Below are 14,197 nucleotides of genomic sequence, written 5' to 3' on the forward strand. Positions count from 1 at the left end.
CGCATTTTGTCTTCTTGACAAAAGCACCGCAATGGAAAAGTTTTTCGCAATCCATCGCGACAAACGAATGACAATTGCCCGTGCAGCCGGAAAAACGGGACGCACCGAGGAGGGCGAAATGAGCCACAGGATTACAGGCGTTTTCAGCGCCGCCGCAACGCCGCTGACTGCGGACAATACGCCGGATCTCGCGCTTTTCACCGGCCATTGCCGGCAGTTGCTGGCCGAGGGATGTCATGGCGTCGCCCTGCTCGGCACGACGGGCGAGGCCAATTCCTTTTCCGCATCCGAGCGCCGCGCCATTCTGGAAGCGGCTGTGAAGGCCGGCATTCCGGCCGACAGGCTTTTGCCGGGCACCGGCGTCGTCGCCATTCCGGAGACCGTGGAACTGACCCGGCACGCGCTGTCGCTCGGCGTCACCAAGGTGGTGATGCTGCCACCCTTCTATTACAAGGGTGTCTCCGACGACGGCCTCTTCGCCGCCTATTCGCAAGTGCTGGAAAAGGTCGCCGACACGCGTCTGCGGGTGATCCTCTACCACATCCCGCAGGTTTCGGGCGTTCCGCTTTCCATTCCGCTGATCGGCCGGCTGATTGCGGCCTTCCCGGAAACGATTGTCGGCATCAAGGAATCTGCGGGCGATTTCAACAACATGCAGGCGATCATCGCCGCCTATCCCGGCTTTTCGGTGCTGGCCGGTGCCGACCCGCTGCTGCTGCCGCTGATGAAGGCCGGCGGCGCCGGCTGCATCACCGCAACCTCCAATCTAGTGGCGGATTCGCTGCGCACCGTCTACGACCATGTCCATGACCCCGCACGCGCCGCCGATGTCGAGGCGGCGCAGGCGCGCATCAACGCCTATCGCACCCTTTCCAACTCCTACGTCCAGATCCCGACCATCAAGGCAATGGTGGGGTTAAAGACCGGCAATCCCGCCTGGAAGCGCACACGCGCGCCGCTGATGCCGCTTGATGATGCGGACTATGCCGCGCTCGCCGAAAGCTACGCCAAGCTGCCTTGAGGAATTCTGCCATGACCTTTACCGGCCTGCCTTCGGAAGCCGTGCCCGCCCTGATGACGGGGCTTATCACCCCGCACTCCTCCATTCACGGCCGAGCGGATGCCTATCTGCCCTCCCCTTGCATCCAGAACCATGCGGCCAATCTCGCCTTTCTGCCCGACGGCACACTGACCTGCGTCTGGTTCGGCGGGACGATGGAGGGCATGGGTGATATTTCGATTTACATGTCGCGGCTGGCGCCGGGCTCCGAGCGCTGGTCCGAGCCGGAGAAAATGAGCGACGACCCGGAGAAATCCGAGCAAAACCCGTTGCTTTTCAACGCCCCGGACGGGAAAACGTGGCTGCTCTACACCTCGCAGACTTCGGGCAATCAGGACGGCTCTGTTGTCAAATGCCGGATATCGGGGGATGGCGGTAAAAGTTTCGGCCCGGTTCGCATCCTCTGCGACAGTCCCGGCACCTTCGTTCGTCAGCAGATCGTCGTCAACGACCGGGGCGACTGGCTGCTTCCGGTTTTCCGTTGCGTCGGCCTCAACGGAGAGCGCTGGAGTGGCGACGCCGATACGGCGGCAGTGTTGATCTCGCGAGACGGCGGTGCCAGTTGGCAAATGCGCGATATTCCAGACAGTATCGGCGCCGTGCACATGAACATCTTGCCGCTCGGCGGCGACGAGATGGTCGCGTTCTACCGCAACCGTTTCGCCGAGAGCATACTTTCCAGCGGATCGACCGATGGCGGCGAGACCTGGAGTGTGCCTGAGCCTACCGAACTGCGAACAACAACTCCTCGATCCAGGCTACCGTGCTGAATGATGGAGCGATCGCAATGGTTTACAACCATTCGAATGCCGGCATGTCGGATGCGCGGCGCCAGTCACTCTATGACGAAATCGAAGGCGGCGAGGCCAACGAAGCCACTGTTGGGACCGCCGATATCGGCCGCAAGGCGGTCTGGGGTGTTCCGCGTGCGCCGCTCAGCTTGGCGATATCGAGGGATGGCGGCAGGAGCTTTCCGCATCGCATGGATCTCGATACCGGCGACGGCTTCTGCCTCAGCAACAATTCCAAGGACGCGCTGAACCGCGAATTCTCCTACCCCTCGATCATCCAGGGCAGCGACGGCACGCTCCATGTCGCCTACACCTACTACCGGCGCGCCATCAAATATGTGCGGCTTGCACCGCAATCCCTGCCGTAAGCGAGCCGGCGGCCAAAAATTGTAAACCTGTGTCCGGTTGAGCGCGAAAGCATACAGGCTGGAACTGGCATTGATCGGCATCGCGATAGAATGTGATAACATCTCCGCGCTGTTCGTCGCCACGCAAATGGCGGCCCATCCTTCATTGTCGAATGCCACTTCATCGAACTGAAGTTTCATTAACATACTGATATAAAACAATATATTGGCGCGATGAAGGCAGTTTGAACCGCATTCGACGCCATGTTCGGCGATAAAAATTCCCGCGCTTGGGAATGCTGGCTTGACATTAATCTTACAACTTTACATTAAAGAGAGACGACATTGCCGCAAGGTCTTGCAGGGAGGACTGGTTCATGGCCAGCTTGGATTCGCCAATCACGATCGTTCGGCCGCACCTGATCGAATTCGGCATCGGCACGGCGGGAAAGCTCGGCAAATGGGCTGCCGAAAAGGGCTATCGGCGCACGCTAGTCATCTCCGATGCCTTCAATGCCTCGCGCATCGACGTGCTGGAACTGAAGGGCGAGGTGACGGTGTTTGCCGAGGTGACGCCCGAGCCGGATACGGCCAATCTCGAAAAAGTCCTGGCCGCGGCCAACGGCGCCAACGCCGAACTGATCGTCGGCTTCGGTGGCGGCAGCGCCATGGACCTGGCAAAACTTGCCGCCGTCCTTGCCGGCTCCACGCAAACGCTGCATGACGTCGTCGGCCCCAACAAGGTGCAGGGGCCGCGCAAGGCAGCACTCGCCCAGGTACCGACGACCTCGGGCACCGGCAGCGAGGCCGGCATCCGCGCGCTGGTCACCGATCCCAAGACGATGGCCAAGCTTGCGGTGGAAAGCCTGCATATGCTGGCCGACATCGCCGTCATCGACCCGGCCCTGACCTTCAGCGTTCCCACGCGCACGACAGCTGCGACCGGCGTCGACGCGATGGCCCATTGCGTCGAGGCCTTCACCAATCGCAAGGCCCACCCGATGGTCGATATCTATGCGATCGAGGGAACGCGGCTGGTCGGCAAATATCTCGCCCGCGCCGTCAGGGATGGCAACGATGCCGAGGCGCGCGCAGGCCTGTCGCTCGCCTCGCTTTACGGCGGTTTCTGCCTCGGTCCGGTCAATACCGCCGGCGGGCATGCGCTCGCCTATCCCCTCGGCACGCGATGGCATGTCGCCCATGGTGCCGCGAACGCGCTGATCTTTCCGCATGTGCTTGCCTTCAACACGCCGGCCGCCCCGGAAAAGACCAAGACGGTGATGGCGGCGCTCGGACGTCAAACCTCGGAAACCATCGCATCCGTCTTCGATGCGGCTTACGCTTTCTGCGCCGAACTCGGTATCGAGATGAAGCTCTCCGGCCTCGGCGTGCCGGAAAGCGATCTCGACGCCATGGCCGACGACGCCTTTGCCATTCGCCGCCTGCTCGACAATAATCCGCGCGATCTCACGCGTGCCGACATCCGCTCGATTTACGCAGCCGCGTTCTAGAAGGAAGTTTGACGATGGACAGGAATGCGAAAGTCGCCGTGACGCTCGGCGATCCGGCCGGTGTCGGCCCCGAGGTGATCGTCAAGGCCCTGGCGGCCCTTCCGAGCGAAGAGCGCCGCGATTTCGTCATTGTCGGCAATGTCGAAGCGCTGGAGCGCGCCGACCGCGTCACCGGCACCGGTCTGCGGTTCGGGCCCGCCGATGCCGCGGGTGACGACAGGATCGCCGTCGATGAGGTCGCGCTCGGCGCGGCCCTACCCGAGATCGGCAAGGTCAGCCCGGTCGCCGGCGATGCCTCCGTGCGTTATATCACCCGCGCCGTCGATCTCGCCATGTCTGGTCAAGCCGACGTCATCGTCACCGCCCCGATCAACAAGGAGGCGATGAACCTCGCCGGCCATCACCATGACGGCCATACCGGGCTTCTCGCCCATCTCACCGGCTCGAAGAGCTCCTTCATGCTGCTTGCCTCCGAGCGGCTGAACACCATCCACGTCTCCACGCATATTTCGCTGAAGGGCGCGATCGAACGCGCAAAGACCGAACGGGTGCTCGCCACTATCGAAGCCGGCCACAGGCATTTCCTGCGGCTCGGCAAAAAGGCGCGCATCGCCGTTGCCGGCCTCAATCCGCATTGCGGCGAAAACGGCCTGTTTGGCACCGAGGATACGGAATTCCTGGCCCCCGCCGTCGAGCAGGCGCAGGCGAAGGGCATCGACGTCGTCGGCCCGATCTCCGCCGACACGGTCTTCGCCCGCGCCTATAACGGCGCTTTCGATCTGGTCATCGCCCAATATCACGACCAGGGCCACATCCCGATCAAGCTCGTCGCCTTCGAGACGGCGGTCAACATCTCGCTCGGCCTGCCGATCGACCGCGTCTCGGTCGACCACGGCACCGCCTTCGACATTGCCGGCACGGGGAAGGCCAATCACGTCAACATGCTTTCGGCCATCGCCTATGCCAGACTGATGGCGCGTTCGCCGCGGCAGAAGGGGTGATCGCAGCAATTCGAGAGCAGCGATGGGCTCGGAAGGCGTCCGGTTTTTACCACAAACGTGGCTGCAACCAGCTGCCTTATCACACACCGAACAAACGGCGATCCCAGAAGACGGGTTGATGGAGACTGACGGTGATCGATAGGAATTCCGGGTGTGCCGGGTTGATCAATATGTTGCGGTCGACGCGGGCGACAACGCTTGGGACCAGCAGGATGGCGCTGCGTCTCTCCTGGCACCAGCGTTCGCCGAAAGCCTTGCTGACTCCAGCAGGCATGCTGTCCCAGCCCGGTAAAGCGGGTTCGGAGAACACCTCGTAGCTTAGCCCGCGCGGGATGGTGATGGTGACATAGTGCTGGTTGGGCGGCAGCCTGCCGCTGCCATGGACGAGCTTTTCGAGCAGCGCCGTCGAATAGTGCTCGCTCGTATAGATGATCGGGCTGGCCGATGTATTCCACCGCCCCGGCGCGATGGTCGAGCCGGTGGCATCGAAGATCGGATAGGTTCCACTGGGATCTCCGATGCGAACGGATGTCAGCGTGCGATCGAGAAGCTGTGCGCTCACGCAGCGCTGCCGTATTTCAGGCTTCCAAGGATATCGAGCACGAGCTCGCCGCCGATCTCGCTCTGGATGACGGCGTCGATCGGCCGCCTGTCTTCCAGCATCGCATGCGGCCGAAACAGGAAATCGCGCGCCTCGGTCTCGGTCTGCCAGACATCGAGCGCCAGGCCCCAGACACGCGCGAGACGGGCGAGCTTTATGCCCTCGTCGGTGGAGAGCCGATGCTTGGATTTGCGCCGCTCATAGGTGGCCTTGGGAACGAGCCGGTATTTGAACTGGGTATCATCAGGCGCCAGAAGCAACGCCATGCGGTCAAGCGCCTTGACCGGCAATCCCGCCTCGATGCTGGAGAGCAGGCCGAAGGCCGAGCGCGACGCCGGCTCCCTGGCAGGCAATCCAAGAACGTCGGCGACGATAGAAAATCCCATCATGACAATGGCTCCTTTTCACTTGATGTTATATTTAGTCTCAAGTGGAACGATGATCAAGCGCGTCATTTGCTTGCTTGGGTCCGACTGGTGGTTCGACACCCATGGCATCAGTCTCTCCGAACTCAGCGAGACGATCGACGAATAGCAAAACAAGGCCTCCTGGAGATAAAAACGGGAGGCCTTGCCGTATGTGGATAGTGTCAGCTTTTGGCCACATCCATTGCCGGCATCACTCAAGGCTACGCTGCATCGATCGTTCGCCAGAAATCTTAGGTCAGGAATGAGCCTGCGGTCCGCCTACTCTTTTTCTCGGAGAGCTTCTTTTTGGAAATTCCTTTCTCCTCATTCTCATTAGTCTACTTAATTTATAGACATAACTTAATTGGAGAGAGTGGTAATGAGCATCGAAAAGTCCGGAAGCGGTCTCGGAAGACGAGACCTGTTGAAACTGTCTGCCGCGGCGGGGGTCGCCGTCGCCGGCGCTTCGCTCGTCGGGCAGAAGCCGGTTTTCGCAGCCGGTGAAGAACTGTCGCTGAAAGGCAAGCGCATCGCCATCAGCGCAACCGGCACCGACCATTTCTTCGACCTGCAGGCCTATAATGCCCAGATCGAAGAGGTAAAGCGCCTCGGCGGCGAGCCGATCGCCGTCGACGCCGGACGCAATGACGGCAAGCTGGTCTCGCAACTGCAGACCCTGATCGCCCAGAAGCCGGACGCGATCGTTCAAATCCTCGGCACGCTGAGCGTTATCGACCCCTGGCTGAAGAAGGCGCGTGACGCCGGGATCCCGGTTCTGACCGTCGACGTCGGCTCGACCAACTCGATCAACAACACCACCTCCGACAACTGGGGCATCGGCAAGGACCTGGCACTGCAGCTGGTCTCCGATATCGGCGGCGAAGGCAATATCGTCGTCTTCAACGGCTTTTATGGCGTCACCCCCTGTGCGATCCGCTACGACCAGTTGGTCAATGTCGTCAAATATTTCCCGAAGGTGAAAATCCTCCAGCCGGAACTGCGCGACGTGATCCCGAATACCGTGCAGGACGCCTTCACGCAGATCACGGCAATCCTCAACAAATATCCGGAAAAGGGGTCGATCAAGGCGATCTGGTCGGCCTGGGATATTCCGCAGCTTGGCGCGACCCAGGCTTTGGCGGCTGCCGGTCGTACCGAGATCCGTACCTACGGCGTCGACGGCAGCCCGGAAGTGCTGCAACTCGTCGCCGATCCGAATTCGCCGGCCGGGGCTGACGTCGCGCAGCAGCCGGCGGAAATCGGCCGCACCGCCATTCGCAACGTCGCCAAGCTGCTCGCCGGCCAGACCCTGCCGCGCGAAACCTATGTTCCGGCGCTGCTCGCCAACAAGACCAATGTCGGCGAAGTCACCAAGAAGCTCGGCATCGGCTGACAAGACCCACGAGCGATCCGGCCATGCCGGATCGCTCAGCATCTGCTCGCCCGGAGAGATCGATATGACGGCCATTTCATTGAGCCAGCCAGTGACGGCACCAGACGACATCATCCGCCTCGAAGGCATCGTCAAGCGCTTCGGCGGCGCACAGGCGCTTGCCGGTGCGTCGCTGATCGTCGGGCGCGGCACCATCCACGGCCTGGTCGGCCAGAACGGTGCCGGCAAATCGACGCTGATCAAGCTGCTGGCCGGCCTTCACCAGCCGGATGGCGGCCGGATCGAGATCGAAGGACAAACATTCGATAGGCTGACGCCGCATCTTGCCGAAGAGCTCGGCATCCACTTCATTCACCAGGACCGGCTGCTGGTCCCGACCTTCACGGTCGGCGAAACCCTGTTCCTCGGCCGGGAACCGCGGATATCAGGTACGCCATTTCTCGACCGGCGACTGATGCAGCGCCACGCATCTGAAATTCTCAACGACTATTTCGGTCTCCGTCTGCCGAACGCCGCCCTGATCGGCGAATTGTCGACCGCCGAAAAGCAAATCGTGCAAATCACCCGCGCGCTCCTTAATAAGCCGAAGGTGCTCGTCTTCGACGAGCCGACGGCCGCATTGGTGGCTCGCGAGGCCGATATCCTCTTCCGGTTGATCCGCCGTCTGCGCGACGAAGGCGTCACCATCATCTATATCTCGCACTATCTGAACGAAATCGAGGAGCTCTGCGACCACGTTACCGTGCTGCGCAATGGGCTTGACGTCGCCTCCTTGCCGATCGGGGAAACTTCGGCCGCAGCGATCGCCCGGCTGATGGTCGAGCGCGATATCAAGGAGATGTTTCCGAAGCCGCAGGTCACATCAGGCGAGGAAATCCTCAAGGTCGAGCAGCTGTCGGCGCCGGGGAAATATAGCGACGTGAGTTTCACGCTTCGCCGCGGTGAGGTGCTTGGCCTCACCGGCCTGCTCGGCTCCGGCGCAAAAGAACTGGTCCGCACTCTCTTCGGGCTCGACGCGCCGGCTTCCGGCCGTATCGAGGTCAGCGGCAAGGCTGCCCGTTTCACCAATCCGACCCAGGCGGCCGGCCACGAGATCGCGCTGGTGCCGGAAGACCGGCGTCGCCACGGTGTCGCGCTCGACCTCAGCGTCGCGGAAAATATTAGCCTTTCGAGCCTTGGGCGTTTCACGCGTTTCGGTTTTCTCGATCGCAAACGCGAACAGAGCGAGGTCGATGCGCTGATCACGCGACTGCAGGTGAAAACCAATGGGCGGAATGCCCTGCTGCGTACACTTTCGGGCGGCAACCAGCAGAAGGTCGCCATCGCCAAATGGCTGAGCCGCCGCTCCGAGGTCTATCTCCTCGACGAGCCGACGGTCGGGGTCGATATCGGCTCCAAGGTCGAGATCTACACGCTGATTGGCGAACTCGCGGCGCGCGGCGCCGGCGTTATCGTGCTGTCTTCAGATCTGCCCGAACTCGTCGGCATCACCGATCGCATCCTTGTGCTCTTCCGCGGCCGCGTGGTGCGCGAATTCATCTCATCGGAGACCAGCGCGGACGCCGTGCTGGCGCAATCGACCGGATCATCCAGGGGGCAGCGCCATGTCGGCTGAAGTGGAATTTGCACCTTCCGGCCTTTCCGCTGCGGAGCCGCCTCCGCGGCCGGCCGGCAATATTGCGGCTGCCGCTTTGCGTTTCGGATCGCTGATCGCTTTTGCCGCCATCCTGCTCATCTTCTCGCTGAGCGCTCCCTATTTTCTCAGCATCGGCAATATCGGCAACGTGCTTGGCCAATCAGCCATCTCGGGCGTGCTCGCCATCGGACTGACGGTCGTGCTGATTGCCGGCGGCTCCAATGTCGTCACCGGTGGTATCGACCTGTCGCTGGCTGCCAATATGGGCCTTAGCGCCGCCGTTTATGCCAGCCTGACGCAACTCGGCTACGGCGACGCGACCGCGATTGCAGCGGCGATCTTGACCGGCGCGTTGATCGGCACGGTGAATGCCATTGCCGTCGTCTATGCCGGCATCGTGCCGCTGCTCGCGACGCTCGCCGTCATGAATGTCGTTGCCGGCCTGGAACTGGTGCTGACCGGGAATACCGTCCTCCCGGCCTCGAGCTCCTTCCTATCGGCGCTTTCGGCTTCGGATCTCTTCGGCATACCGGTCCTCGCCTATGTGCTCCTCGGTTTCACGGCGATCACCACAGCGATCGTGCAATACACCCCACTCGGCTTGCGCCTTTATGCCGTCGGCGAGTTTCCGGACGCGGCGCGTGCGGCTGGCCTGCCGCTTCGCCGCCTGCTCGCCGGCGCCTTCGTCGCCAGCGGCATATCCGGAGGCATCGCCGGCATCCTGTCCGTTTCCTATCTGAGCGGCAGCACAACTGGCTCCGGGGAGATGCTGTTGCCCGTCGTCGTAACCGCCCTGCTCGGCTCGGTCTTCTCGCGCCGGCTGGTTCCAACAATCACCGGGACACTGCTTTCAGCCCTGCTGGTCGGCTTCCTCATCAACGGTTTCCAGCTGCTGAACATTTCGAGCACATTGGTCAGCGGCGTCCAGGGCGTGCTCATTCTCATCGTCGTTTCCGCAACCACACTGCTGCGCCGGCAGGAGGCCTGATCATGTCGCTCCAGACCCCTATCCCCGCCACGACAGGCTTGCCGCGTCTTATCGCCGGCGGCCTGGTGCGCTATGGGTTGATCCTCGCCCTGATTGCAGTCTTTGCCGCCTTCTCCGCGGCAACGCCGACATTCCTGACGGTTGCAAACCTACAGAGCATCCTGGTCAATAACTTCACGCTGCTTGCCATCGTCTCGATTGCCATGACCTTCGCCGTCGCGTCAGGCGGCATCGATCTTTCTGTGGGAACGGCGATGGATTTTGCCAGCTTCGCCTTCGTTTCGCTCGTGCTTACCGGGCAGCCGGTGGCACTCGCCGCACTCGCGGGACTGGCGGCCGGGGCGTTCGTCGGCGCCTTCAACGCGTTTCTGATCTCCGGCATCGGCGTGTCGCCGTTCCTTGCTACGCTCGGCACACTGTTCATCGGCCGCAGCGTCCAGCAACTGCTGACCAACGGCGGCAATCCGGTCTATCTGCCGCCGAACGGCGTGCCGGAAGCCTTCCGTTTCCTCGGCCACGGCGCGATCGCCGGCTTTCCGGTGCCGCTTGCCGTTGCCATTGTCGTCATCGCGGCCGCTGCGGTCGTTTTTGCCCGTACGCGTTTTGGCCGCGTCATTCTATCGATCGGCATCCAGCCAGGCGTCGTGCGCTATTCCGGTATTGCAGCACCGGCCCACGTCGCGGTGACTTTCATCCTGGTCGGCTTGATCGCGGCAATCGCCGGTCTGATCCTGACCGCAACCGTCACCACCTACATCCCCTCCTCGGGCAACGCCTTCCTGCTGAATGCCATCGGCGCGACCTTCATCGGCACGACGCTCAGCCCGCTCGGCCGGCCGAATGTCGGCGGGACCGTTCTCGGCGCGCTACTGCTCAGCATCGTCGCCAACGGCTTGCTGCTGACCGATCTGAACTTCTATTGGCAGCAGGTCGGCACGGGAACGCTGATCTTCGCCGTACTCGCCCTGAGCTTCATCAGCAGGAAGGCGGCAAGCGGCACGTGATAAAAGCCGCCAGTGCCGGATGTTCGGAGAGGCCGATTACCCAGCCGAGGCGTCCGAAATCATCCGCGAGACGGAATTCTTCCAGCCGATGATCTTGGCCTGCCGCTCGCTCTCCTCCATCGAGGGGTTGAAGCGGCGGTCGCAGGCCCAGGCCTGCGCGAAATCCCGCTTGCCGGGCCAGATGCCGGCTTTCGAGCCGGCAAGCCAGGCAGCGCCGAGCGCCGTGGTCTCGCGGATCGCCGAGCGGTCGACCGGATTGCCCGTCATGTCGGCCAGGCACTGCATCGTCCAATCCGATGCCGCCATGCCGCCATCGACGCGCAGCACGGTTTCCAGCTGGTTGACGCCCCAGTCCTTTTTCATCGCCACCAGCAGGTCGAGCGTCTGATAGGCGACGGATTCGAGCACGGCGCGGGCAAATTCCGCCGGCCCGCTGTTTCGCGTCAGGCCAAAGATCGCGCCGCGCGCTGCCGGATCCCAATAGGGCGCGCCGAGGCCGGTGAAGGCCGGAACGATATAGACCTGCTGCCCAGGATCGGCCTTGGCCGCCAGCACGCCCGCCTCCGACGCCTCATCGATGATACCGAGGCCGTCGCGCAGCCATTGCACGGCGGCACCGGCGATGAAGATCGAACCCTCGAGCGCATAGGTCGTCTCGCCGTCGAGCCGGCAGGCGATGGTCGTCAGCATCCGGTTGGAAGAGGAAACACGATCCCTGCCGGTGTTCAGCAGCGCAAAGCAGCCGGTTCCGTAAGTGGATTTCATCATGCCAGGCTCGAAGCAGGCATTGCCCACGGCCGCCGCCTGCTGGTCGCCGGCAACGCCAAGGATTGGAAGCTCCGCACCGAACAGCGCCTTGTCGACGCGGCCGAAATCATCGGCGCATTCCTTGACCTCGGGAAGCATGGCGACCGGAATGCCGAGAATGCCGAGGAGTTCCTCGTCCCAAACGCCGTCATCGATGTTGTAGAGCAGCGTTCGCGACGCATTGGTCGCATCGGTGGCATGAACACGGCCGCCCGTCAGATTGTAGATCAGCCAGCTGTCGATCGTGCCGAAGCAGACGTCGCCCACTTCCGCCTTCTCACGCAGGCCGTCGACATTGTCGAGCAGCCAGCGCAGCTTGGTTCCGGAGAAATAGGGGTCGAGCAGCAGGCCGGTCTTGGCGCTGAAGAGTTTCTCATATCCATCAGCCTTCAGGCTCTCGCACATTTCGGCCGTGCGCCTGTCCTGCCAGACGATCGCGCGGTGAAGCGGTTTGCCGGACTTGCGGTCCCAGACGACGACGGTCTCGCGCTGATTGGTGATGCCGATCGCGGCAATGTCGGCAGCTTCGAGACCGGCATCGGCGATCGCCTTGCTCACGGTATCGACGACGGACTGCCAGATTTCGGCGGCGTCATGCTCCACCCAGCCGGGCTGCGGATAATATTGGGTGATCTCCGCCTGCGCCGAGCCGGCCATTTTCATGTCGCCGTCAAAGACGATCGCACGCGACGACGTCGTGCCCTGGTCGATCGAAAGAATATAACCGCTCATATCCGTCTCCGGCTCGCACGAAACCGCGCAGCCTGCTGGTGGTCGGCAGGACGCTGACATTTCATGAGAGAAAGATTGTGGGTGCCACCGGCCGGAGCCGGTGGCAGGAAGGAGTGGCCGGAAGCCTCGTCGCCTCCGGCCGGGTCCGCCTTACTTCGACTGCCAGCTCTTGACGAGTTCGTCGTAGTTGACAGTGACTGGCTTTTCCTTCTCGTTCTCGATCTTCAGCTGCGGCGCAAGGTTGCCCTTCTTCACCGCATCCGCGTTCCAATAAGCGAGATCATGCTCTTCGGCCAGTTTCGGGCCGATATCGCCCTGGACGCCCGATTTCTCGATACGGCCCATGACCTTCTCCTGCTCGCCGCAAAGAGAATCCATGGCTTCCTGCGGCGTCTTGGCACCGGCCGCGGCGTCACCGATAGCCTGCCACCAAAGCTGAGCCAGCTTCGGATAGTCGGGAACGTTGGTGCCGGTTGGCGACCACTGAACACGCGCAGGCGAACGATAGAACTCGATCAGACCGCCGAGCTTGGGAGCACGCTCCGTAAAGCTCTTGTCGCGAATGGTCGATTCGCGGATGAAGGTGAGACCGAGCTGGCTCTTCTTCACGTCAACCGTCTTCGAGGTCACGAACTGTGCATAGAGCCAGGCAGCTTTCGCACGGTCCGTCGGGGTCGATTTCATCAGCGTCCAGGAACCGACGTCCTGATAACCAAGCTTCATGCCGTCTTTCCAGTAAACGCCATGCGGGCTCGGTGCCATGCGCCACTTCGGCGTACCGTCCTCATTCATAACAGGCAGGCCAGGCTTGACCATGTCTGCGGTAAAGGCCGTGTACCAGAAGATCTGCTGCGCGACGTTACCCTGTGCCGGAACCGGACCGGATTCCGAGAAGGTCATGCCCTGAGCTTCCGGCGGTGCGTAGGCCTTCAACCAATCGAGATACTTCTGGATCGAGTAGACGGAAGCAGGGCCGTTGGTGTCACCGCCACGCGCGACGCACGAGCCGACGGGACGTGACTTCTCGTCGACCTTGATACCCCATTCGTCGACCGGAAGACCGTTCGGCAGACCCTTGTCGCCGTTGCCGGCCATCGACAGCCAGGCGTCGGTGAAGCGCCAGCCGAGCGACGGGTCCTTCTTGCCGTAGTCCATATGGCCGAAGACCTTCTTGCCGTTCACGTCGCGGCCGGTGAAGAATTCGGCGATGTCCTCATAAGCGGACCAGTTGACCGGAACGCCGAGATCATAGCCGTATTTCGCCTTGAAATCGGCCTTGTTCTTCTCGTCGTTGAACCAGTCGTAGCGGAACCAATAGAGGTTTGCGAACTGCTGGTCGGGAAGCTGGTAGAGCTTCTTGTCCGGTGCCGTCGTAAACTTGGTGCCGATGAAGTCGTCGATATCAAGGCCGGGGTTGGTAACGTCCTTGCCTTCGCCGGCCATCCAGTCGGTCAGGTTGCGCACCTGCTGATAGCGCCAATGCGTACCGATCAGGTCGGAGTCGTTGACCCAGCCGTCATAAAGGTTCTGGCCGGTCTGCATCTGCGTCTGGATCTTCTCGACAACGTCGCCTTCTTGAATGACGTCGTGGGTGACCTTGATCCCGGTAATCGCAGTAAAGGCCGGAGCCAGAACCTGGGACTCATACTGGTGAGTGGTCAAGGTTTCCGAGACAACCTTGATGTCCATACCCTGCAAAGGCTTCGCAGCATCGATGAACCACTGCATTTCCTTTTCCTGGTCGGCGCGAGAGAGCGTCGACACGTCGCCGATCTCTTTGTCCAGAAAAGTCTTAGCCTCGTCCATGCCGGCATAGGCCGACGCGGTCATCGCCAGCAGCAAGCCTGCTGTCGTCGTCAATAAGTGCCGTCGCATATAATATCCTCCCAGGGTTTGCGATTGCAGTCACGTCTCAGGCG

Annotated in this window: 11 protein-coding genes and 1 pseudogene; 8 read left to right on the forward strand and 4 right to left on the reverse strand. The window is 61.8% G+C overall.

Annotation, left to right across the window (positions count from 1 at the left end):
• Nucleotides 1-118 precede the first annotated feature (118 nt).
• The 4 genes and pseudogenes from RCCGE510_RS31345 to pdxA all read left to right on the forward strand — a co-directional run bounded on the left by RCCGE510_RS31345 (nucleotide 119) and on the right by pdxA (nucleotide 4,710).
• Nucleotides 119-1,021, forward strand: coding sequence for a dihydrodipicolinate synthase family protein (locus RCCGE510_RS31345; RefSeq protein WP_037080645.1), 903 nt, complete (start codon nucleotides 119-121; stop codon nucleotides 1,019-1,021).
• 11 nt (nucleotides 1,022-1,032) lie between these two features.
• Nucleotides 1,033-2,219 (forward strand): annotated as a pseudogene (locus tag RCCGE510_RS31350) (exo-alpha-sialidase).
• Between the two features lie 356 nt (nucleotides 2,220-2,575).
• Nucleotides 2,576-3,709 carry an iron-containing alcohol dehydrogenase gene (locus RCCGE510_RS31355; RefSeq protein ID WP_007637153.1) on the forward strand — a complete coding sequence of 378 codons (1,134 nt, stop codon included), beginning with the start codon at nucleotides 2,576-2,578 and terminating at the stop codon, nucleotides 3,707-3,709.
• Nucleotides 3,710-3,723: 14 nt separating this feature from the next.
• Nucleotides 3,724-4,710, forward strand: coding sequence for a 4-hydroxythreonine-4-phosphate dehydrogenase PdxA (pdxA, locus tag RCCGE510_RS31360; protein WP_007637155.1), 987 nt, complete (start codon nucleotides 3,724-3,726; stop codon nucleotides 4,708-4,710).
• Nucleotides 4,711-4,789: 79 nt separating this feature from the next.
• Here pdxA and RCCGE510_RS31365 read toward each other — a convergent pair whose 3' ends face one another.
• Both RCCGE510_RS31365 and RCCGE510_RS31370 read right to left on the reverse strand, forming a co-directional pair.
• Complete coding sequence (locus RCCGE510_RS31365) at nucleotides 4,790-5,272, reverse strand: RES family NAD+ phosphorylase (protein WP_007637157.1); 483 nt, start codon at nucleotides 5,270-5,272, stop codon at nucleotides 4,790-4,792.
• Entirely contained in the window at nucleotides 5,269-5,700 is a 432-nt protein-coding gene (locus RCCGE510_RS31370) for an antitoxin Xre-like helix-turn-helix domain-containing protein (protein ID WP_007637159.1), read from the reverse strand. The genes RCCGE510_RS31365 and RCCGE510_RS31370 overlap by 4 nt, the downstream gene beginning before the upstream one ends.
• Nucleotides 5,701-6,097: 397 nt before the next feature.
• On the opposite strand from RCCGE510_RS31370, the gene RCCGE510_RS31375 reads away from it, so the two are divergent.
• From RCCGE510_RS31375 to RCCGE510_RS31390, 4 genes are all read left to right on the forward strand, one after another.
• On the forward strand, nucleotides 6,098-7,111 hold the full coding sequence (locus RCCGE510_RS31375; protein ID WP_007637161.1) for a sugar ABC transporter substrate-binding protein: 1,014 nt from the start codon (nucleotides 6,098-6,100) through the stop codon (nucleotides 7,109-7,111).
• Between the two features lie 64 nt (nucleotides 7,112-7,175).
• The gene (locus tag RCCGE510_RS31380; RefSeq protein WP_037080586.1) at nucleotides 7,176-8,726 is read left to right on the forward strand and encodes a sugar ABC transporter ATP-binding protein; all 1,551 of its coding nucleotides are present in this window, start codon (nucleotides 7,176-7,178) and stop codon (nucleotides 8,724-8,726) included.
• Entirely contained in the window at nucleotides 8,716-9,735 is a 1,020-nt protein-coding gene (locus RCCGE510_RS31385; protein WP_007637165.1) for an ABC transporter permease, read from the forward strand. The genes RCCGE510_RS31380 and RCCGE510_RS31385 overlap by 11 nt, the downstream gene beginning before the upstream one ends.
• 2 nt (nucleotides 9,736-9,737) lie before the next feature.
• Nucleotides 9,738-10,739: an ABC transporter permease gene (locus RCCGE510_RS31390; protein WP_007637167.1), complete on the forward strand. Its 1,002-nt coding sequence runs from the start codon at nucleotides 9,738-9,740 to the stop codon at nucleotides 10,737-10,739.
• Nucleotides 10,740-10,775: 36 nt separating this feature from the next.
• Here RCCGE510_RS31390 and glpK read toward each other — a convergent pair whose 3' ends face one another.
• Nucleotides 10,776-12,278 carry a glycerol kinase GlpK gene (glpK, locus tag RCCGE510_RS31395; RefSeq protein WP_007637175.1) on the reverse strand — a complete coding sequence of 501 codons (1,503 nt, stop codon included), beginning with the start codon at nucleotides 12,276-12,278 and terminating at the stop codon, nucleotides 10,776-10,778.
• A 150-nt stretch (nucleotides 12,279-12,428) separates the two neighbouring features.
• Nucleotides 12,429-14,153, reverse strand: a complete 1,725-nt coding sequence (locus RCCGE510_RS31400; protein ID WP_007637176.1) for an ABC transporter substrate-binding protein — start codon at nucleotides 14,151-14,153, stop codon at nucleotides 12,429-12,431.
• Between the last annotated feature and the right edge of the window lie 44 nt (nucleotides 14,154-14,197).

The organism is Rhizobium sp. CCGE 510 (genome assembly GCF_000292525.1).
Taxonomy (GTDB): domain Bacteria; phylum Pseudomonadota; class Alphaproteobacteria; order Rhizobiales; family Rhizobiaceae; genus Rhizobium.

Excerpts from the sequence above, each read along its gene's own strand:
- RCCGE510_RS31390 (WP_007637167.1), top strand. The coding sequence starts at position 9,738 with ATGTCGCTCCAGACCCCTATCCCCGCCACGACAGGCTTGCCGCGTCTT.
- RCCGE510_RS31375 (WP_007637161.1), top strand. The coding sequence starts at position 6,098 with ATGAGCATCGAAAAGTCCGGAAGCGGTCTCGGAAGACGAGACCTGTTG.
- RCCGE510_RS31370 (WP_007637159.1), bottom strand. The coding sequence starts at position 5,700 with ATGATGGGATTTTCTATCGTCGCCGACGTTCTTGGATTGCCTGCCAGG.
- RCCGE510_RS31345 (WP_037080645.1), top strand. The coding sequence starts at position 119 with ATGAGCCACAGGATTACAGGCGTTTTCAGCGCCGCCGCAACGCCGCTG.
- RCCGE510_RS31380 (WP_037080586.1), top strand. The coding sequence starts at position 7,176 with ATGACGGCCATTTCATTGAGCCAGCCAGTGACGGCACCAGACGACATC.
- glpK (WP_007637175.1), bottom strand. The coding sequence starts at position 12,278 with ATGAGCGGTTATATTCTTTCGATCGACCAGGGCACGACGTCGTCGCGT.
- RCCGE510_RS31400 (WP_007637176.1), bottom strand. The coding sequence starts at position 14,153 with ATGCGACGGCACTTATTGACGACGACAGCAGGCTTGCTGCTGGCGATG.
- RCCGE510_RS31385 (WP_007637165.1), top strand. The coding sequence starts at position 8,716 with ATGTCGGCTGAAGTGGAATTTGCACCTTCCGGCCTTTCCGCTGCGGAG.
- pdxA (WP_007637155.1), top strand. The coding sequence starts at position 3,724 with ATGGACAGGAATGCGAAAGTCGCCGTGACGCTCGGCGATCCGGCCGGT.
- RCCGE510_RS31355 (WP_007637153.1), top strand. The coding sequence starts at position 2,576 with ATGGCCAGCTTGGATTCGCCAATCACGATCGTTCGGCCGCACCTGATC.